Here is a 21,317-nt window from a genome sequence, read left to right on the forward strand (position 1 = left end):
TCTAACTCTTTTTAATTCCCTTTAAGTATTCGTAACTTTTAGTAATCTCTTCAAAAGGTTTACCACTTTTCGTATCATCTTGTTCAACAAAGAATTGCTTTAATCCAGCTGTAGATGCATGATTAAAGATATTCTTCCAATCAATCACACCTTCTCCCACAGCTGAGAAAAACTGATCTTCTCCAGCTGCCATATCCTTTACATGCCAAAGTGGAAACCTTCCCTCATTATCCTTAAAATATTGAATGGGGTCTACCCCTGCCCTTGCCGTCCAGTATAAGTCTAATTCAAATTTAACTAGATTAAGGTCACATTCAGAAAGTAAAAGGTCGTATGGAATTTCACCGTCTAATTTCATGAATTCAAAATCATGATTATGATACGCCATTTGCAATCCATACTCTTTAGCCGTTTCTCCACAGGAGTTCAGTAAATCAGAAAGATTTTTATAGTCATCAATAGATTTTCGTTCAGAATCAAATAAATACGCGCATACTATGTATGATTGGCCTAGCTCAGCAGCATCTGCTACAGTTCGTTCCCAGTCATTTGTCATTGTCCCAACATTATCTGGCATAGACCAGCCTGTTAATACATGACTACTTTTAGCTTTCACACCTAAATTATTAAATATAGACTTGACTTCCTTTATACTGTTGCCAAAGTACTTCCCATTAGAATAATTAAATAATTCTAGATTTTTATAGCCTATTTTAGCAGCTCGTTCAATAGTCCCTTTGAAATCCTCTTCCAGACTTTTCCTAAGAGTATAGATTTGTAGACCAGCCTCACCCGCTACTCCCTGTACGTTTGAACTACATGAAGCTAAAATAGAGGGAGAAACAAAAGCTAAGACAGATGCAATACCTGCATTTCTAATAAATTTACGTCTTTCCATAGTTATGATGTTTGATCATTGAATTTAGCAATAATTGTAATGACAAGGAAATGCTTTACCAAAAGGATTACTTTCTATTCTCTTTTAAAAGATCTCTTATTTCAGCTAACAACTCAATATTTTTAGGTGTTGCCACAGTATTATCTTCCTCATTTTCAGACCTTTTCCTTAATTTATTAAATGTCTTCACTACTAAATAAATGCAAAAGGCAATGATTAGAAAATCGACAGAAGATTGAATTAAATTACCATAATTAATGGAAACAGCTGCATGAAGCAAATTACCTTCCTTATCGTACTCTTCCGCTCTAAATACATACTTAAGATCTTTAAAATTTATTCTCCCAACGAAAATGCTAAGAATAGGCATAATCAAATCTGAAACAATTGAATTGACTACTTTAGTAAAAGCTGAACCAATAATGATACCAATTGCCATGTCAAAAACATTTCCTTTAATTGCAAATTCCTTAAATTCTTTTAAAAACTTCATAGCTAAAATGGACATAGTGGAAAAATGAGAACAAAAAAATAGCTGCCATACGAAAGCATGGCAGCTACTATAAAAATAATTAAATACTGATATTAATATTCTTATAGAAATTCAAATGGGATACTTATCATCGTATTCGCCCAAATCATTTGAAGGCTAACATCACCATTTGCCTGATCAAATCTGATTGTAAAGGGTTCATACATCTCATCTGATTTATTAACCGGAACTTCGAATCTCAATAAATCTTGTTCTTCATCATACTTATATGCTCCCCATTGGCCAACATCTTTATTTAAAATTATAGTCCAGCTTTTAGCACCTGGTATAGTAAACATGGAATATGTTCCAGCAGGAACAGTTTCACCAGCCATTTTTACATCAGAAGTTACGGTAATTTCAGTTGCTTCATTCGCTCCTGTTCTCCATATTTTTCCTAAAGGAGCTAATTCTGATGTTTCTGTAAAAGCTTCTCTACCTCTTAAATGGGGTCTTCCGTAAGTCACTTTAACATAAGTATCTTCGAAAGTATAAGTAACCATTCCTAAAGGACTTGGCTTTTGTTTTAAAGCTTCTTGCGCATGCGCATCAATACTAAAAATAGCAAGCATGATGAAACAAGCTAAAATTGATGTGAATAATTTTTTCATGATTTCCTGTTTTATTTTAAAGCAATTTACAATTTTATTAATCATAGTGCCATTATCCCTTATATTTGTTTTATGGAAAAACCACAATTCGATGATATTTTCATGGAGCTAGCTGTAAACCTAGCAAAACGTTCTCATTGCATTAAAAGGCATGTGGGTGCAGTTCTAACAAAAGAAACAAGAATTATTTCTATCGGCTATAATGGGCCTCCTGCAGGTACCCATAATTGTGATGAAGAATTTCCTGGTAAAGGCTGTGGACTCGATTCTAAGGGAAGCTGTATGTTAGCAATTCATGCTGAACAGAATGCCATTATGTATGCTGTTAAGAATAATGCTTCCGTAGAGAACTCCACTCTTTATGTTACGCTATCCCCTTGTCTATCATGTGCGAGAATTATTTTTAGCATGGGAATAAAAAAAGTAATTTACCTAAATTCTTACGCTCAATATAAAGGCTTGGAAAGAGATGAAGGTCTAGATTTTCTCCAAAAATTTGGTGTAGAGGTAGAACACTATGAAGGAAACCTTCAAAATGTTACACATATGATTTGATCTACCTAATGGTTTTCTAAAAGTAAAAACTGGAAAAAGGTATATTATCGATAAAACCTTTTACTTTTGAACTTCAACTTAATTAAAAATACATGAAAAATTTAAAATTACTATTCGTTTTAGTAGCAAGCATGTTCTTATTCCAAGCTTGTAATGATGATGAAACTGCAAAAGAAGGTGAAGTAGAAGGTCTATGGAATGTAACTAACTTTACAGTTGACTTTACGATCAATGGTGAAAGTTTTACTGATTTTTTTGCTGATGATCAATCTACTGCTGATTTAGTTGAAGAAATTTTAACTGCTTCTTTTGAAGATAGTTTTGGTGGTACAATAGAATTTAAAAGTGACGGAAGTTATGTAGCTCAAGATGACAATAACACAACGGGTGAGGGAACTTGGTCAATTAATTCTGACGGCACCGTTTTAACGCTTGATGGAGGTACAGCTGAAGAATTTTCTTTTGATGTAATTACTGCAACCAAAAGTTCATTAGTATTAAATTACACTGAATCTCAAAGTCAGGACATTGACTTTGACGGAACAACTGATGAAGTGTCTACTTCTTTAGATTTAACATTATCAAAATAATATTAGCATAATATTAAATAAAATTAACTTCAGGGCTTAATTCAATACCAAACTCAGATTGAATTGAGCTCTGTATTTTTTTAGCCAAATTTAAAATATCTCTCCCTCTACCCTGACCATGATTCACCAACACAAGCGCTTGCTTATGGTGAACTCCTACTCCATTCTCTTCATAGCCCTTCCAACCTGCTTTTTCAATCAACCAACCGGCAGCAAGCTTTATTTGCCCACTTTCTAATTCATAGCTAGGAATAGATGGATATTGTTCCTTTAAAGCCTCAAATTGAAACTTGTCAATAATAGGGTTTTTAAAGAAACTTCCAGAATTACCAATTTCTGCAGGATTAGGGAGCTTTGACTCTCTGATTTCAATAACAGCATTGCTTACATCTTTAATAGAGGGTTTATTTATATCCCTTTGTTCCAGCACATCTCTAATGACTCCGTATTCAAGACTCAATTTGTGAAAATTCTTTTTGTGTAATCGGAAACTTACTGACACTATCAAATACTTCCCTTTCAGTTTGTGTTTAAAAACACTTTCACGATAACCAAATTTACATGCATCAGTATTGAAGCTTTCAATTTCTCCACTTTCCAGATTTACGGCTTCTAAATTCTCAAAAGTATCTTTGATCTCTATACCGTAAGCTCCAATATTTTGCATTGGCGCTGCCCCAACCGTTCCTGGGATTAATGATAAATTTTCTAAACCTCCCCAATCATTATTGATAGTAAATAGTACGAATTCATGCCAATTAACCCCTCCACCAACTTTAACAGTCACAGTTTCATCATCTTCTGCAACTTTTTTAATACCGCTAATTTTATTTATTACAACTAAACCATGAAAGTCATCAGTTAATAAAATATTACTCCCTCCTCCCAAAATAAGATGGGAATTTTCCTTCCATTCTTTACTCTCTAATAATAATTGAAATTCTTCTATTGTATTTATCTCAATTAACAAATCAGCAACAGCGCTAAAGCCAAAGGTATTGTAGGAACGGAGAGATTCTGACTTAAGGAAATTTAACATAAGATATTTAATGGTATTAAAAATTGGATTTTAAATTCAAAACTATTTTATTAGTTATAATCTATTATCCCTAAAATTACTATGAAAAACTTATTCCTCACAACTATTACAATTTTCATTTGTACAGCATGCACTAACCATAAAGAAAAAGGAGCAGAACTCTTTGAATCAGGCCAATATGACAAAGCCTTATATCATTTTGAAGAAGTTTTAAGTCTTGATCCACGAAATGAAATGATGCTCTATAATGCTGCTAGATGTTATGAAGAATTAGGAATGTATGATGAAGCAATCCTTAGATATGAAAAGAGCATAAATCAAAAAAAAGATTTAGCAATAGCCTATTTGGGTAGAGGAAGATCATACTTTAAAAATGGTGATTATAAAAGTGCTACGATTGACTTCGGAAATGTACTCTATTATGATAAGAAAAATGAAGATGCTCTTTTTTATGCCGGACTAAGCTTTATGAAAGATTCAGTTTATGAAAAAGCAGGAAAAGCTTTCAGCGCTTTACTTGAGTTAAATCCTGATCATTCTAAAGCAAGGTTTAATAGAGGCGTATTATATGCAATTCAGGCTAATACACTATTTGCTCTTTCAGATTTTAACAATCTCATAAGAAATAAAAAATATCTCTCAAACTCCTATTTTAACAGAGGTATGATCTACCAACACATGGAAAACTATGCAGGAGCAGTACACGATTATAACAAAGCAATTGAATTGGGGCTCAAAAGTGAATCAATATTTATTAAGCGAGCTGAATGTTATATAATTCAAAAAGATATTGTAAAAGCTTGTGAAGACTACCACGAACTTATAAAATATGATGAAATGAAAGCGCAAGAATATATTAGCAAATACTGTGTTGAGCTATAATTTATATAATTATTCTTCTAAATCATTAAATGCACTTTCAACCCTGTTTTCAGCATTCTTCAACATGTTCTTACAATTTTTCAATAACTCCATAGATTCATTAACATAAGCTGTTAATTGATCTATGGGAATATCTTCATTTTCTACTTTATTCAAAATCTCTTCTAGTTTGTGAAGTGATTCTTCATAGCCAAGCTTTTTTTTCTTTGCCATTATTGAAAATTATAAGATTTCAAAAATATAATTTATTCAAATTGTTAATCTATTTTGATATCCCATTCATCATTCAATTGACTAATGGTATGATGAGCAGTTAAATCAAACTGACAAGGGACAACAGACACATAATTATTAGCAATAGCCCACTCATCGTTATCTTCTCCCTTATCAAAATTCACGAAATTTCCCGCCATCCAAAAATATCTTCTTCCATTTGGATCATATCTTTGGTCAAATTCCTCTTCCCATTTAGCTCGTGCTTGTCTACAAACCTTCACTCCCTTTATTTTTTCATTTCGTTTTGGAGGGAAATTCACATTGAGTGTTGTGTATTTAGGTAGACCAGTCTTAAGGACTTGTTTTGCTATAGCTTTTACATAATCTAATGTATGTTCAAAATCTGCATCCTGAGCGTAATCACATAGTGAAAAGCCTATAGAAGGATAACCTTCAATAGCTCCTTCAATAGCTGCCGACATGGTGCCTGAATACAACACACTAATTGAAGTATTGCTTCCATGATTAATACCACTCACTACCAAATCAGGGTTTCGATCTTTCAAAACATGATGCTTAGCTAGTTTAACACAATCTGCTGGAGTACCAGATGATTCATAAGCGGCTATATCATCTCCAAAAATGTCTGTTTTATCTAATCGTAAAGTATTTCCAATCGTAATTGCATGTCCCATTCCAGATTGAGGACTATTGGGCGCCACTACTACTACTTCTCCTAACTCCTTCATGCATTCCACTAAATGACGGATTCCTTTACTAGTTACTCCATCATCATTACTTACTAATATTAAAGGTCTTTCCATAAATCTTTTACTTTCGTCCAGATACTAATCCATTATAATATTTCATAATGGTTACTAAATCACCCTGTTTTGTTGTTTTTAACCTTCTGTCTTTTACGAATTCTTCAACCTGTTCTTTATATACGCCAAAAAACGAGTACAAATCTTTCTTTTTCTCACTATATTTATGAATTACGCCATCATTAGTCAGTAAAAAATAGTCATAAGTAAGTATTTCTCTGCCTCCAAAACTTCTAGAAGGCCTGTACATTGGATTTCCAAACCTATTATTATCGATTACAACATACTCTCTAGTCATGAAAGTAATATAGCCCTCCTCTAAGATTTCAAAAAAGACAGGTACCTTCATTCTTCCTTTCAAATCATAAGGAATAGAATATACCGTTCTCGGACGATTAAAATATTGACAATTAAAACGAAAGAAAAGAACATTTTGTGAAGTAAACGTTCTCACCCTATTTTTATCACCAGAAAATTGAACTAGGTTCGATTCAAAATCATACTGAATATTACCCCTTAATGTATCTTGAGAGTCTAAAACAACTATACCTGGATGCCACATTTCTTGCGGCAAATCTTGCCCAGAAGATATAAAGGTTGCTACAAAATAGAATACAATAAAGAGGTTGAAATTTTTCACTTTAATCCTTTTTAAGAATGGTATGCCCCATTTTATCTCTTTTAGTTCGTAGGTAATTTTCATTATGCTTATTAGGTGGAATTTCTAATGCAACATTTTCTACAATTTCCAGGCCATAACCAAGTAATCCAGCTCTTTTTGTTGGATTATTTGAAATCAATCGAATTTTTCTAACTCCTAATTTTCTAAGAATCTGAGCTCCAACACCATAATCTCTCTCATCCATTTTAAAGCCAAGAGCAACATTAGCTTCAACTGTGTCCATTCCCTCTTCCTGTAGCTTATATGCCCTCAATTTATTCATTAAACCTATTCCTCTACCCTCTTGGTTCATATAAACAATAACACCTTTGCCTTCTTTTTCAATCATCTCCATGGCCTGATGTAATTGAGGACCACAATCACATCGGCATGAACCAAATATATCGCCTGTTAAACATGAGGAATGAACTCTTACCATGATAGGTTCATCTTCTTCCCATTCGCCTTTTACTAATGCTAAATGGTTATCTTTAGTATTGGTTTGTTCAAATGCCACTAATTTAAAGTCACCAAAATCAGTTGGCATTTCAACATCAACTTTCTCTTCAACTAATGATTCGTTGTTTAATCGATATTCAATCAAATCCTTAATAGCAACCAGCTTTAAGTTGAAATGATCCGCTACTTTTCTTAAATCGGGAAGACGAGCCATGGTACCGTCTTCATTCATGATTTCAACTAATACACCACCAGGGATTAAACCCGCTAATCTGGAGAAATCAACGGCAGCTTCAGTATGTCCTGTTCTTCTTAAAACTCCTCCTTTTCTAGCTTTAAGAGGAAATATGTGGCCTGGTTTGCCTAAAACCTCAGGTTTAGTATCAGGATTTACTAAGGCTTGAATTGTTTTCGATCTATCACTAGCAGAAATACCAGTAGTTGTACCTTGCCCTATTAAATCTACAGAAACAGTAAAAGGAGTCTCGAATTGAGCGGTATTTTTACCCACCATTAATTCTAATCCTAATTCATCACATCTGTCTTCAGGCAGAGATGCACAGATTAATCCTCTACCGTGCTTTGACATGAAATTAATTATTTCCGGAGTTACCTTTTCTGCAGCACAAATAAAATCGCCTTCATTTTCTCTATCTTCATCATCTACTACGATGATGATTTCTCCATTTTTAACAGCTTCAATTGCTGATTCTATAGTATCTAATTGGATTCTTTCTGATGACATAAATCTTTGAAAAATAATAAATCACAAAGGTAGCCAATATTTCATGATTACCTGACAAATTTTAAAACGATTACAAATTGATTAGTGTTTTAACAAATTCTATTTTACCACCACCATTCCAAGTAAATTACCTATCTCCAACTTGGCCTGATTAAGCTGCATTAGATATTGCAAGATTACTTCCTCATCAGCCTCACTTTTTACATTTTTCAGCTCCTCTGTATTCTTCTCCATCAAATGTAATATTGATCGGTGCTTTAAACGAAGCACATGTGTATAAATAGAATCATTTAAAATATGACGCTCATGTGGAGTATAGATTTCGAATTTTTTTTCCCAGTTTTCACTTAACTCATAACGATCTGTGTATAGTGAGAAAATAACCTTCCTTACTTCCTCTGAACCATTTTTAATAAAATAAGACTCATTTAAGATTTTACCTTCTTTCAAATGAGCTACAAATTCATTTAAAATTTCACTGTAAACTGGATGAATAAACTCCGTATCATCTAATTCCTGAAGTAAATAGTCAATGACTAATTTGTCATCAGCCAAAGGTAAATCAGCATAAGTTAAGAGCAGACGAATACTTTCTTTTTCCTGTAAAGCCACAACTTCAAAAGGAGTGTATTGCTTTTGAATCTGCTCAGGTGTTTGGCTATAATTTTCACTTAAGTAATTTGCCTGCCTTTTAGTAATATCACCTTTACTTTGCTTATCCCTTAGGACAATCTTATTCTGTTCTGCAACAAGTAAAGCTTCATCTATTTCCAGTATATCGCTACATTCTTTTATATATACTGCACGTTTTACAGGATCAGGAATTTTAGAAATAGACCGAACTATATCTTGAATAGTTTCTGCTTTCCTGATAGGATCTTTTTTGGTTTCCTGAAGTAATAAATCAGATTTGAACCGAATGAAATCTTTAGCATTTTCATTCAAATAATTCTTGAATGCCTCATCTCCCATTTTCTGAGAGTAGCTGTCAGGATCTTCACCATCAGGAAAAATTACAACTTTAACATTAAGCCCTCCTTCTAAAATCAAGTCAATTCCTCGCATTGCAGCCTTTAAACCAGCAGCATCCCCATCAAAAAGAACAATAACATTATCGGTGTAGCGACCAATCAATTTAATTTGTTGAGTGGTTAATGAAGTTCCTGAAGACGCAACTACATTTTCAACTCCCGATTGATGTAGCGAAATTACGTCTGTATATCCTTCAACCAAATAACAATTTTCTTCATTCCTGATACTCTGTTTGGCCTGAGAAATTCCATAAAGCACCTCACTTTTATGATACACCTCTGTTTCAGGCGAATTAATATACTTTGGCTGCTTTTTATCATTCACCAATATTCTAGCCCCAAAAGCAATGGGTTTACCCGAAATGGAATGAATCGGAAAAATTACTCTGTTTCTAAATCTATCGTAAGTCTTATCTTCTTTTTTAATAATAAGACCTGCTTTTTCTAATAACTCTTCAGTATGCCCCGCTTTTTTTGCTGCATTTATTAGCCCATCCCATTGATCTAATGTATATCCTAGATCAAATTTATCAATAGTAGCATTTGAAAATCCTCTTTCTTTAAAATAACTTAAACCAACAGACTTTCCTTGAGGATTATTGTGTAATAAGTCTTTAAAATATTCAGCAGCAAAATTTAAAACAATATAAAGCGATTCCTTTTCATTATATGCTTCTTGTTGTTCGGGAGAGCTCTCAGTTTCTTCAATTTCAATCCCATATTTTTCTGCCAACTGTCGGATTGCTTCAGGGAAATTCAATCCTTCTAAATCCATAATAAATTGAATTGAATCACCGGCTTTACCACATCCGAAGCATTTATAGATACCTTTATTAGGAGCAACTGAAAAAGAAGGCGTTTTTTCGTCATGAAAAGGACAGCAAGCCCAAAGATTTTGCCCCTTCTTTTTTAAAGGTACATAATCCCCCACAACCTCTTCAATCTCTACCCTATCTTGAACATCTTGTATCGTTTTTTGACTTAATCCCACTTATTTAGCGCTATTTTTTGTATTTATTTAAACTAATTCCAACTTATTTAGCTTATCAATTGTTAGCTTATTCTATAAAGTTTAACTTGCAACAATTTTGTAGCAAAACTACGGTTTTTTTTAAATATTAAAGATATATGGCTGTTACTAAAGATAGCATAATTAAAGCATTAAGTACTGTTGAAGATCCAGATTTTAAAAAAGATCTGGTAACGCTAAATATGATAAAGGATGTACGCATTGATGGAAATGCGGTACATTTCACTGTAGTACTTACTACTCCAGCATGTCCGTTAAAGGAAATCATAAAAAATGATTGTATTAATGCAATACATAAACATGTAGATGCAGACTTACAAGTATTTCCTAATATGAGCTCTGATGTTACCTCTACCAGAAATACTGAACCTCTTTTACCAAATGTGAAAAACATTATAGCAATCGGTTCCGGAAAGGGTGGAGTTGGAAAATCTACTGTAACTGCAAACTTAGCTGTTGCATTAGCTCAAGAAGGTGCAAAAGTTGGATTGATTGATGCAGATATTTTTGGTCCCTCAATCCCTACCATGTTTAACTGTGAGGCTGAACAACCAGAGGTTAAGCAAGTAAATGGAAAAAATGTAATTGTTCCTATTGAGCAATATGGAATTAAATTAATATCTATAGGATTCTTAACCCCACCAGATAATGCAGTAGTATGGAGAGGACCTATGGCTAGTTCTGCTTTAAAGCAATTTATTAGTGATACAGACTGGGGTGAATTGGATTATCTACTAATAGATTTACCTCCAGGCACAAGTGATATTCATTTAACATTAGTGCAAACAATTCCTGTAACAGGAGCTGTGGTTGTAACCACTCCGCAAAAAGTAGCTTTAGCAGATGCCAAAAAAGCTATTGGAATGTTTAAACAACCACAAATTAATGTTCCAATCTTGGGGATGGTAGAAAATATGGCGTATTTCACACCTGCTGAGCTACCTGATAATAAATACTTTATTTTTGGTGAAGGTGGTGGCTACAAAATGAGTGAGGAGTATGAAATCCCTTTCTTAGGTCAAATGCCACTGGTTCAGTCTATTCGTGAAAGCGGTGATTCGGGATATCCTACTGCCATGAAAGATGGTCCTTCTGCTGATGCTTTCAGAGAATTAGCTCAAAAACTTGCGAGACAAGTAGCCATTAGAAATGCGAGTATGGCAGGTACCAAAACAGTTGAAATGACTAGTTGAAATTAAAAAATTATGGAAATTTTAGATAGAGTTGAAAAAGCATTAGATTCCATCAGACCTTATTTAGAGGCAGATGGTGGAAATGTAAAGGTTCTAGATATAAACGAGGGTATACTTAGACTCGAATTATTAGGTGCTTGCGGAAATTGCCCGATGTCAACAATGACATTAAAAGCTGGAGTTGAGGAAGCTGTTAAAAAAGCAGTACCCGAAATCATATCAGTGGAAGCGATAAATATTACATCAGCTGATGATCCAAATGCAGAGTTACCCCAAACAATGAAATAAAATCGTATTGTTTAACATATGCCAGAAGTATAAAATTAGTTTTTTACTTCTGGCATTATTCTTGGTTTTAAATATCAGTCTATTTAATTTAGAGCAAACTATTTAAACCAAATGCAAAGAAAAAACCTCTCTTATATTGATTTCATTTTTAGGAGTGGTTTATACATTCTCATCACAACATTACCTCTTTTTAGCATTTCGGCTCAAGAAAGATGTGCCGTACCAAAAATACTCGAAGAAAGAGCTCGTAATAACCCTAATTTAAGTACCCAACAATTTGAAAATTGGCTTTCTAGTCAACAAATATTACAGAAAGTTTTATCCCCTCTCAGAACACGGCAAGAAAAAGTTACAGTACCCGTTGTTTTTCACATCATTCATAATGGAGAAGCAATAGGAACAGGAGGTAACTTATCAAAAGAACGTATAGACAGACAGCTGGAAATATTGAATGAAGATTTCAATAGACTTAATGCCGATACAACTGAAACTTTAGATGAATTTAAAGCTTTGGCATCTTCTTTCGATATTGAATTCATTTACGCCAAACAAGACCCTGATGGCTTTGAAACATCCGGAATTGTAAGAATACCAGGAAGCCTAGTTGATTATAGTTATCAAGAAAGATCTATACTTACAGCAGAGAGCTATTGGCCAGCAGAGGATTATTTAAATATATGGGTAGCTGATCTAGCGGGAGGTAGTTTAGGATGGGCTGAATTTCCAATTTCTAATCTTGAAGGTTTGGAGGAAGCCAGTAATAATCGATTAATTGATGGAGTTACCATTGATTATGTATTTTTTGGAGAAAACCCTGATAGCCCAACCTTTGAAAGTAAAGGAAGAACCCTGACACATGAAATGGGACATTTTTTTGGATTAAGGCATATTTGGGGTGATGGCGGCTGTTCTGTAGATGACTTTTGTGAAGATACGCCTACCGCTAGAAATTCAAGCACAGGTTGTAATCTTGGAAAAATTACTTGTGAAAGTTTAGATATGGTACAAAACTTCATGGATTATACTAATGATGCCTGCATGAATATATTTACTGAAGATCAAAAATCTAGAGTTAGAACGGTTGTAGAAAATAGCCCTAGAAGGTTGAGTCTGACAAGCTCACCTGCATTAGAAGCACCTCCAGTATATGATGTAGATTTAGGCTTATCCGAAGTAAATTCAAGATATACAGGAAGTTGCAGTGGAAATTTCAACCCTCAAATAACGGTAAAGAATCAAGGATTGCTTCCTATTGGCAATTATAGTGTTCAATTATTTGTTAATGATATCTTAGAAGAATCAATTATAGTAGAGGACACACTCAATAGCGGAGAAGAAAAAACCATTTATTTTTCACTATTGAATTTTAATGAAATGGGCGAATATTCAATTTTTTACAATGTTGATTTAATAGGAAGTTTTCTGGATGAAAGAACCGATAATAACAAAAAAATAGAATATTATCAAAGAATACAACAAGCAAGTCTGCCATATGAAAAGTCTTTCAATAACATTACTCCATGGATTATTCGTAATCCAGATGAAGAAGAAAGCTGGCAGATATTTGATGTGGGTCTCGGAGTTCCTTTTTATGGTAATAGACAAAATTTTGGCGAAAGAGAAGATATTATTTCTCCGATCTTTGATTTTACAACTATAGATGTCCCCGAATTAAGTTTCGTATTTTCACAAGTTGGTGATTCTATTCCTAATAATATAAAAATTTATGCTTCCTACGATTGCGGAAGAACGTTTAATGATTTAATTTTTTCCAATTCAATTACCGATTTATCTACAGCCTATCCTACAGATACTGTATTTATACCCGCACATAGATTAGATTGGGATACCGTAAAAATCGATTTAAATAGATTGAAAGATGAACCCTCAGTTTGCTTTAGCATAGTGGCTGAAAACCGCCTGTCTAACAACTTTTACATTAATGAATTCCGTGTACAGGAATCAAGTAAAAAAAATAGAGAAATTGATATTATAAGATGGGAAGATGTAAACCCTTTAGTCTGTAATGAAACTCTTGAAGGAGTAATAACAGTTAAAAATGTAGGTAGAGAAAATATTGATAGTTATGAGATTCAAATTTTAGAAAACGACAATCTCGTAAATGAATTCACCATGAATAATGAAGTTCTCGTTCCCGGGCAGGAAACCCAAATTAACTTAATCATACCAGTTCCAAGTTCAAATATTAATGAATATGAAATTCAGGTAATTACTCCTTCAAATGATGCAGATATTGTGAATTCACTTTATTTACCATTCTCAAATGACTGTGTTGAGGAATTACCTCCTTTACGCTTAAGTTTAAACGAAAATGGGAGAGATAATTGGTATGAATTCAATCCTGATAAAGATGCAGGCTGGACTTTTAATCCCAATCTGTTAGCAGTAAACAGTAATTCTTCTCAAATTAATACAAAGGGTTCTGAGGATTGGTTAATTAGCCCATTACTTGACGTGAGTAGGGTAAATTATTTAGGATTGATTTTTGATATTTCTTATCGCAAGCCTTTTAGGCAATCTGAAACCTTTGAAATATATATTTCAGATGAAGGAGGTAAATATTTTAAGTCATTAATCTATAGCAAATCCGGAGATTCATTAGCCACCTCTTTAGGTAATGATATAAAGGAGCAACTCATATGGAGAAATGAGTTTGTTGATTTATCTCCCTATGTATTCCGAAATAAAATTAGATTAGCGTTTAAAATAAAACATGATAATGGGCAAGATGTAAATTTAAAAAACATTACATTTTTTGTAGGTCAATCTCCGCCTCCAGCCTATCCGAATACTCTTGAGCCATTTGTTATCTACCCAAATCCAGTACAAAATGAAATTAATTTACATCTGAATCTAGAAATAGCAGAAGAGGCATTTTTTCAAATATTGGATTTAAACGGTAAAGTGATGTTGGAATTCATTGAACCTAAAATTCTCAATCAGTTTATAAGCTTTGATGTATCTCAATTAGCGGCAGGTGTTTACATTCTTAGATTAAATACTGATAGAATAACTGCAACAGAAAGGTTTATCGTAATAAAGTAATCTGAATTCTTCAGTAGATTAATACATTCTGAATTTCATTGGTAAAATTCTTAATAGATATGCTATTTTTACAATTCGAATTTTGATAAACCTGTAGAGTTATCATCAAGTAATATTTTTGAATACAATTGAAAAGTACTAAATGAAGATTGGAATATTTTTCGGAGGACAATCTAGAGAAAGAGAAATCTCCTTTGCGGGTGGAAGAACAGTATATGATAACCTCAATAAATCGATATTTGAAGCAGTGCCCATTTTTGTGGATAGTAAAGGCCATTTCATTTTATTAGATTGGCAATATATTTATAAAGGTACAATTCGAGATTTTTATCCTCCAGTAAAATATTTACCACAATCAGATCTTCCGGTTCAGATATATGCTGAATCATTAGAAAACTTATCCGAAAACGAATGGGATAAACTAATCAGTGAAGTAGGTAAAAAGTTAGAACCATCTGAATTTAAAGAATATATAGATTTTGCTTTCCTAGCCATGCATGGACCATATGGTGAAGATGGAAATATTCAAGGCATGTTAGAATGGTATGGAATCCCTTATAGTGGTGCAGGAATATTACCATCTTCAATTGGAATAAGTAAAATAGCGCAAAGACAATTATTACAACAAGCTAATTTTGAAAGCCCCAAAAGCATAACATTAAATAAAGCGGATTGGAAAAGCCACGATCATTCTAATATATTTGAGAGTCTCCAGAAAGAACTAGGATTACCACTAGTCATAAAAGCTCCGCATCAAGGGTCTTCTATAGGAGTTAGTATTTTAAGTGAAGACAATCTTGAGGATTTTGAGAAGCTTATTCAAAAAAGCTTTTTCGAACTTGAAATTCATCATTCCGAATGGTCAAGCTATGCTGAAGATGAAAAGATAAAATTCATTGCCAAATTAGTTGATATTAGAGAAGGAATAGGATTGCCAGTAATTCATAATGAATCCATCATTTATACTCCGGATGATTTATTAAATACTTTGAATCAAAAACTTTCTTCAAATTCAGAAAGCATCAAACTTCAAGCTATCGATTCGGAAGATTCTCTTTTGATCGAATCCTTTATAGAAGGAAAAGAATTCTCTTGTATTGTAATTCAAGATGAAAACGGAAAACCTATAGCACTTCCCCCTACTGAAATCAGAAAAGGAAAAGATGTATTTGATTATAGATCGAAATATTTGCCTGGCATAAGTAGGAAAATCACTCCTATCAATGCTCCTCAAGATATTATTGAGAAAATAAGAACTAAATGCGCTAATCTATTTAATGCATTACAGATCGATGTATATGCCAGAATAGATGGATTTATTACTGAAGAAGGTAAAGTATTCTTAAATGATCCGAACACCACTTCAGGTATGTTACCCTCTTCCTTCTTCTTTCATCAAGCTGCGGAAATAGGATTGAATCCTTCTCAATTTTTAAGCTATATTATCAGAACATCTTTAAAAGCTCGATTAAAAACTGGCAAACATCATTTTGAACTTCAGAAGATGGTGAAAAAGCTTGATACTAAATTAGAAGGACTAAAGAATGAAGCTCAGCAGAAAATCAATGTAGGTGTTATTATGGGAGGTTTTTCAACTGAAAGGCATATATCGGTTGAAAGTGGTAGAAATATTTACGAAAAACTAGCTTCTTCAGAAAAGTATTTACCCATTCCTATTTTCTTGAGTGGGGATGAATCCAAGCATATTCTACACATCCTACCCATCAACATTATGTTAAAGGATAATGCTGATGACATAAAAGATAAAATTCAACATTATGAAGTTCACCCTATTATTTCTCAAATAAAATTTGAGTGTCAAGATATAACCGATAAATATGTCTCAGGTGGAACAAATGAACTTAAAAAGATAAAATACAGTGATTTAAACAAACTTATTGATGTTGCTTTTATCGCATTACATGGCAGACCAGGAGAAGATGGTGCTGTTCAATCGGAATTAGAGAAATTAAATATCCCATATAATGGATCCGATGTTGAAAGTTCAAAAATCACGATAAATAAATATGATACAAATGAAATTTTGAAGAAAGCAGGAATTTCAGTTGCTGATCATAGATTAGTTTTTGAAGATAAATGGCAATCCAATAAAGAGGCTGAATTAAGTGCTATTGAAGGGCAATTAAACTATCCACTTATTGCGAAACCTGCTGATGATGGTTGTAGCTCTGCAGTGAAGAAAATAAAAAATAGAGCTGAACTAGAAGCTTTTGCTGGCATGATGTTTAGACCTCAAGCTGAATTCATCGAAAGTTTAGCCAAAACATTAAATCTTAAGAAGAACGAGGAATTCCCTCAAAAGAATTTCTTCCTTTTAGAAGAATTAATAGAAAAGAAAGATGCTAAATACTTCCTTGAGATTACAGGAGGCTTATTAACACATTTAAATCATGATGGCTCAGTTAGATATGAAATATTTGAACCATCAGAAGCGTTAGCTGGTGGTGAAGTGTTAAGCCTTGAAGAGAAATTTTTAGCTGGAGAAGGACAAAATATAACTCCTGCTAGGTATACTCCAAAAAGTGAAGAGTATGATAAAGTAGCTGAACAAGTGAAAAACACATTAAAGAAAACCGCTGAAGTGTTAAATATTACGGGTTATGCTCGAATAGATGCTTTTGTTAGAGTTTTTGATGATTTAACAGCAGAAACCATTATTATTGAAGTTAATTCTTTACCTGGCATGACACCTGCCACATGTATTTTTCATCAAACGGCAATCAATGGTTACAAACCATATGACTTTATTGATAAAATACTTTCTTTTGGGACAGAAAAAATGAAAAATCAAACCATTGAAAAATGAAATTAAAAGCTGATTCAGTAAAAGACATATTGATTCATTTAGGAATCATAGTTACCCTAGGCTTAATCATAGTACTCACTTTCTTTTACATTTATTTACCTGTAACTACACATCATGGTGAAAGTATAACGGTACCTCAATTAGAAGGTGTTCATTTGGATGAATTAGATGAATTTCTTCTTGAAAGAGATTTAAGATTTGAGGTAACTGAAGATTCTGGCTATTCAGCTGAATATCCACCATTGACAGTATTAAGTCAAAATCCAAAAGAAGGTAAAAAAGTAAAAGAAAATAGAAAAATTTACGTTTCCTTAAATGCTACTAGTCCACCGAATGTGAAAATGCCAAAATTGGTTGACGGTTCATTAAAAAATGCTCAAATGGTTTTAGAAAGTTATGGTTTATTATTAGGAGACATTACCTATGAGCCTCATGAATTTCAAAATGCTGTTCTGAAACAAAAATTTAATGGGAAAGAAATAGAAGCAGGGTCTGATATTGCTAAAGGCTCAACCATTGATTTGGTAATAGGAAATGGTTTAGGAAGACCTTTTGCTATGCCTGAACTTGTGGGCAATAACAGAGAAGATGCCGAATTTATTATCGTAGGTAGTGGTTTACAAATTGGAAAAGTAAGAACCCGTGAAGATGATGAAAAAGCATCTGGAATCGTACTACAACAATATCCAGAAGCAGGTAGCTCGGTTAGAACTGGTAATCAGGTAGATATTTGGGTTGTAGCACCTAAAAATCAAGAACAATTGTTGACACCGGATAAAATATGAAACCATTATGGCTTCTTAAAATAAAGATTATTTTAATAATTAGTGGTTATTCCATGGTTGCAAGCGCTCAAATCATTGAAAAACCTACAAACTTTAAACGGATAAATCATACAGATTTTAGATCCATAGCTAATCCTGATACAATTACTTTACCCTTTTGGGACGATTTCTCATATGATTTATCGGCTCCAGACAGTTCATTATGGCAATTTGGAGAAAATGTATTTGTCAATAATAGCTATACTTATCTTCCCCCATCATATAATGTCGCAACCTTAGACGGTTTTAATGGTCAGGGCGTAGCTTATGCTGACGATGCTGGTAATAATGGAATTGGTGACAGCCTAGTATCGCAACCCATTGACTTATCAGCTTATTCTGTCAATTCTAATATCAATTTAAGTTTCTTTTGGCAGCAAGGATATGGGGGGTTTGCCCCTGACAATCAGGATTCATTAAAATTAAGCTTTAAAAATGAAGCAGGTGATTGGATTCAAGTAAATGGCTTTGGCGGAACAGGTAATGTAGAACCTACAAAATTCTCACAGCATTTTGAACGAGTGAATGATCAAAGCTTTTTACACTCAGGTTTCCAATTTAAGTTCGAGGTTTCTGGAAATTTAGCAGGTGATTTCGATGTCTGGAATATCGATTATATTTATTTAAACGAAGGAAACACCCCTGTAAGTACTCAGAATAATGCTTATGATTCTTATGAAGACAGGACATTCTCGAGAAAAGCAGAAACCATTTTTAAAGATTATTATGCAATTCCACTGCATCATTTAAATAGAAACTGGTTGGAAGAGAACTTAAAACCCTCAAATTTTATCTATAACAATCTATGGGGAGGAAATTCGACTAACTTTTCTTTTGGTACAGAATTTTTCAGCATTGTTTATGATACTCTCAAACCTTTAAACATAATTGATTCACTTGATGTAACTGGAAATTTCATAACTGACCTACAAGATACTGCCTTATTTAATTATGATTTATCAAATAAAGCTGCTTTCATAGATTATTTATTAGCCGAAAAAGAACAAGAGGATTCTATTTATCTTAATTTTCAATTCAACCTGGGAACCAATGACAGCCTATTTTTTGAAACCATTAATGGAGTAGCTAATTATTATCCAAATTTAAGTTTTAGACAAAACGATACAATATCAACCATCATCCCATTAGATGATTTTTATGCTTATGATGATGGCACCGCTGAATCTAGAGTTCAGCTAAATTCTAGAAATTATTTATTAGCTCAAGGCTTTGAGATGATCGGAGAGCAATACCTTACTGGAATAGAAGTTTATGTGCCCAATATTACCCAAAATTCATCTAATCAAAATATAACTTTATTGGTTTGGAGTGACTTAACTGCAAATACTGATGATATTTTAAGGGCTAAAAATGTATTGATTAGTAAAGAAACCGAAATTAATGAATTCCAAAGATTCTCTTTTGATAGACCAGTTTTACTAAGTGGAGAATTTTATATCGGATATAGAGAAGAAAATGACCAGCCTATTTCAATTGGATTTGATAAAAATACTAACAATGCTAATAGGCTTTATTACAACCAAAGTGGGACTTGGGAACCCAATATCATATTAGAAGGAAGTGTGATGATAAGACCAGTTTTTGAGGAGGAACGCATCACTTTATCTACCCGAAATCCATTTAATGAAAACTGGAATATGAGAGTTTATCCGAATCCGAATAGTGGGCTATTAAAGTTTACTGATAATTGGGATACTATCTCTATTTATGATTTACAAGGAAAAATAAAATATCAATCTGATAATAATGAGTATAAAAATGAGTTAAATATCAGTTTCCTTGATAAAGGTTTATACTTTATAAAAATCAGAAAAGGGGATTTAATTTCAACTCAAAAGATACTTCTGAAATAATCTTAAGCAATAAAAAAGGCCTGAACTCAGGCCTTTCAAATTACTATATTTAGTTACATTTTATTCACCAACAGTTTCATCACTACCCATTAAATAGGCTTTAATGAAATCATTCAGATCACCATCTAGAACATTTTGAACATCAGTTCTTTCAACTCCAGTTCTAGCATCTTTTATCAATTTATAGGGATGAAGTACATAGTTTCTGATCTGAGATCCAAAATCAATTTTCTTCTTACCAGCCTCAATTTCACTTCTTTCGGCATTTCTTTTCTCTACCTCAATTTGATATAATTGAGATTTCAACATCTTCATTGCCTCTTCTCTGTTTCCTAATTGAGTTCTATTGGCCTGACATACCACAACAATTCCTGTTGGCTTATGGGTTAATTGTACTTTAGTCTCAACCTTGTTCACATTCTGACCTCCAGCACCTCCAGATCTTGATGTTTGCATTTCAATATCATTAGGATGAATGTCAATTTCAATTGTATCATCCACTACTGGATAGACATAAACTGAAGCAAAAGATGTATGTCTTCTTCCACCACTATCAAATGGCGAAATTCTTACTAATCTATGAACCCCATTCTCAGATTTCAGAAATCCATATGCCTGAGGCCCGTCAAATTCCAAAGTAACAGATTTCACTCCGGCAACATCACCTTCCTGAAAATCTACTTCCTTTACCTTATAACCATTTGATTCACCCCACATGATATACATCCTCATGAGAATGCCAGCCCAGTCATTACTTTCTGTACCACCAGCTCCGGGAGTGATTTGAAGCATAGCTGAGAACTGATCTTCTTCTGAAGATAGCATTTTCTTCAATTCTAAATCTTCAGTTTTCGCTAAAGCTTTTTCATAGGCTTTTTGTACTTCTTCCTCACTAGATTCACCGATTTCTAAAAACTCATGATACGTTTCAGTTTCACCATATAGTTCATTCAGCTCATCAAAATGTTTGGTCCATTCTTTAAGACCTTGAATTTTCTTCATGGTCTTCTCTGCTTCATCTGAATCATTCCAAAAGTCAGGTTGAGCAGAGACTAATTCTAATTCTTTTATTTCTTCTACTTTCTTATCGTAGTCAAAGATACCCCCGAAGTGCTTCCACTCGGGCTTTTAAATCTTTCAAATCGTCAGTAGTCATAAAGACAGCTTATTTA

The 21,317-nt window shown here is 33.4% G+C and carries 19 protein-coding genes; 9 read left to right on the top strand and 10 right to left on the bottom strand.

The window, feature by feature from the left end; translation table 11 throughout:
• Nucleotide 1 precedes the first annotated feature (1 nt).
• The 3 genes from QYS47_RS12320 to QYS47_RS12330 all read right to left on the bottom strand — a co-directional run bounded on the left by QYS47_RS12320 (nt 2) and on the right by QYS47_RS12330 (nt 2,041).
• Nucleotides 2-898, bottom strand: a complete 897-nt coding sequence (locus QYS47_RS12320) for a sugar phosphate isomerase/epimerase family protein (protein ID WP_322346478.1) — start codon at nt 896-898, stop codon at nt 2-4.
• Nucleotides 899-965: 67 nt separating this feature from the next.
• Nucleotides 966-1,391 (bottom strand): large-conductance mechanosensitive channel protein MscL, encoded by a 426-nt coding sequence (gene mscL, locus QYS47_RS12325; protein WP_308356360.1) that lies wholly within the window; start codon nt 1,389-1,391, stop codon nt 966-968.
• Between the two features lie 101 nt (nt 1,392-1,492).
• Nucleotides 1,493-2,041 carry a DUF2911 domain-containing protein gene (locus tag QYS47_RS12330; RefSeq protein WP_308356359.1) on the bottom strand — a complete coding sequence of 183 codons (549 nt, stop codon included), beginning with the start codon at nt 2,039-2,041 and terminating at the stop codon, nt 1,493-1,495.
• A gap of 72 nt (nt 2,042-2,113) precedes the next feature.
• On the opposite strand from QYS47_RS12330, the gene QYS47_RS12335 reads away from it, so the two are divergent.
• Nucleotides 2,114-2,596, top strand: coding sequence for a deoxycytidylate deaminase (locus QYS47_RS12335; protein WP_302124387.1), 483 nt, complete (start codon nt 2,114-2,116; stop codon nt 2,594-2,596).
• Between the two features lie 92 nt (nt 2,597-2,688).
• Nucleotides 2,689-3,186, top strand: coding sequence for a hypothetical protein (locus tag QYS47_RS12340; protein WP_308356358.1), 498 nt, complete (start codon nt 2,689-2,691; stop codon nt 3,184-3,186).
• Nucleotides 3,187-3,199: 13 nt separating this feature from the next.
• Here QYS47_RS12340 and murB read toward each other — a convergent pair whose 3' ends face one another.
• A complete protein-coding gene (gene murB, locus QYS47_RS12345; protein ID WP_322346481.1) occupies nt 3,200-4,225 on the bottom strand; it encodes a UDP-N-acetylmuramate dehydrogenase in 1,026 nt (341 codons plus the stop codon).
• A gap of 81 nt (nt 4,226-4,306) precedes the next feature.
• Between murB and QYS47_RS12350 the strand changes: the two genes are divergently transcribed.
• Entirely contained in the window at nt 4,307-5,107 is an 801-nt protein-coding gene (locus QYS47_RS12350) for a tetratricopeptide repeat protein (protein WP_302124385.1), read from the top strand.
• Between the two features lie 9 nt (nt 5,108-5,116).
• On the opposite strand, the gene xseB is transcribed toward QYS47_RS12350, so the two are convergent.
• The 5 genes from xseB to dnaG all read right to left on the bottom strand — a co-directional run bounded on the left by xseB (nt 5,117) and on the right by dnaG (nt 10,034).
• Nucleotides 5,117-5,320, bottom strand: a complete 204-nt coding sequence (gene xseB / locus QYS47_RS12355; RefSeq protein ID WP_322346482.1) for an exodeoxyribonuclease VII small subunit — start codon at nt 5,318-5,320, stop codon at nt 5,117-5,119.
• Between the two features lie 44 nt (nt 5,321-5,364).
• Nucleotides 5,365-6,147, bottom strand: a complete 783-nt coding sequence (gene surE, locus QYS47_RS12360; RefSeq protein WP_308356355.1) for a 5'/3'-nucleotidase SurE — start codon at nt 6,145-6,147, stop codon at nt 5,365-5,367.
• A 7-nt stretch (nt 6,148-6,154) separates the two neighbouring features.
• Nucleotides 6,155-6,787, bottom strand: a complete 633-nt coding sequence (locus QYS47_RS12365; RefSeq protein WP_308356354.1) for a hypothetical protein — start codon at nt 6,785-6,787, stop codon at nt 6,155-6,157.
• Nucleotide 6,788: 1 nt separating this feature from the next.
• A complete protein-coding gene (locus QYS47_RS12370; RefSeq protein WP_308356353.1) occupies nt 6,789-8,012 on the bottom strand; it encodes a bifunctional 3,4-dihydroxy-2-butanone-4-phosphate synthase/GTP cyclohydrolase II in 1,224 nt (407 codons plus the stop codon).
• A gap of 99 nt (nt 8,013-8,111) precedes the next feature.
• Nucleotides 8,112-10,034, bottom strand: a complete 1,923-nt coding sequence (gene dnaG, locus QYS47_RS12375) for a DNA primase (RefSeq protein WP_322346484.1) — start codon at nt 10,032-10,034, stop codon at nt 8,112-8,114.
• A 137-nt stretch (nt 10,035-10,171) separates the two neighbouring features.
• Between dnaG and QYS47_RS12380 the strand changes: the two genes are divergently transcribed.
• From QYS47_RS12380 to QYS47_RS12405, 6 genes are all read left to right on the top strand, one after another.
• Nucleotides 10,172-11,266, top strand: a complete 1,095-nt coding sequence (locus QYS47_RS12380; protein ID WP_322346486.1) for an Mrp/NBP35 family ATP-binding protein — start codon at nt 10,172-10,174, stop codon at nt 11,264-11,266.
• A 12-nt stretch (nt 11,267-11,278) separates the two neighbouring features.
• Complete coding sequence (locus tag QYS47_RS12385) at nt 11,279-11,554, top strand: NifU family protein (protein ID WP_302124383.1); 276 nt, start codon at nt 11,279-11,281, stop codon at nt 11,552-11,554.
• A 111-nt stretch (nt 11,555-11,665) separates the two neighbouring features.
• Nucleotides 11,666-14,620 carry a M43 family zinc metalloprotease gene (locus tag QYS47_RS12390; protein ID WP_322346487.1) on the top strand — a complete coding sequence of 985 codons (2,955 nt, stop codon included), beginning with the start codon at nt 11,666-11,668 and terminating at the stop codon, nt 14,618-14,620.
• 142 nt (nt 14,621-14,762) lie between these two features.
• Entirely contained in the window at nt 14,763-17,447 is a 2,685-nt protein-coding gene (locus tag QYS47_RS12395) for a D-alanine--D-alanine ligase family protein (RefSeq protein ID WP_322346488.1), read from the top strand.
• Nucleotides 17,444-18,232, top strand: coding sequence for a PASTA domain-containing protein (locus QYS47_RS12400; protein ID WP_302101228.1), 789 nt, complete (start codon nt 17,444-17,446; stop codon nt 18,230-18,232). The genes QYS47_RS12395 and QYS47_RS12400 overlap by 4 nt, the downstream gene beginning before the upstream one ends.
• Complete coding sequence (locus QYS47_RS12405; RefSeq protein WP_308356347.1) at nt 18,229-20,145, top strand: T9SS type A sorting domain-containing protein; 1,917 nt, start codon at nt 18,229-18,231, stop codon at nt 20,143-20,145. The genes QYS47_RS12400 and QYS47_RS12405 overlap by 4 nt, the downstream gene beginning before the upstream one ends.
• Before the next feature lie 60 nt (nt 20,146-20,205).
• Here the strand turns inward: QYS47_RS12405 and prfB are convergent.
• Nucleotides 20,206-21,301, bottom strand: a protein-coding gene (gene prfB / locus QYS47_RS12410) for a peptide chain release factor 2 (RefSeq protein ID WP_308356346.1) whose coding sequence is annotated in 2 segments (ribosomal slippage) — nt 20,206-21,240 and nt 21,242-21,301 — 1,095 coding nt in all. Because the reading frame shifts where the segments join, the coding sequence is not laid out codon by codon here.
• Nucleotides 21,302-21,317: the final 16 nt, after the last annotated feature.

The organism is Marivirga arenosa (assembly GCF_030503875.2).
GTDB classification, from domain to species: domain Bacteria; phylum Bacteroidota; class Bacteroidia; order Cytophagales; family Cyclobacteriaceae; genus Marivirga; species Marivirga arenosa.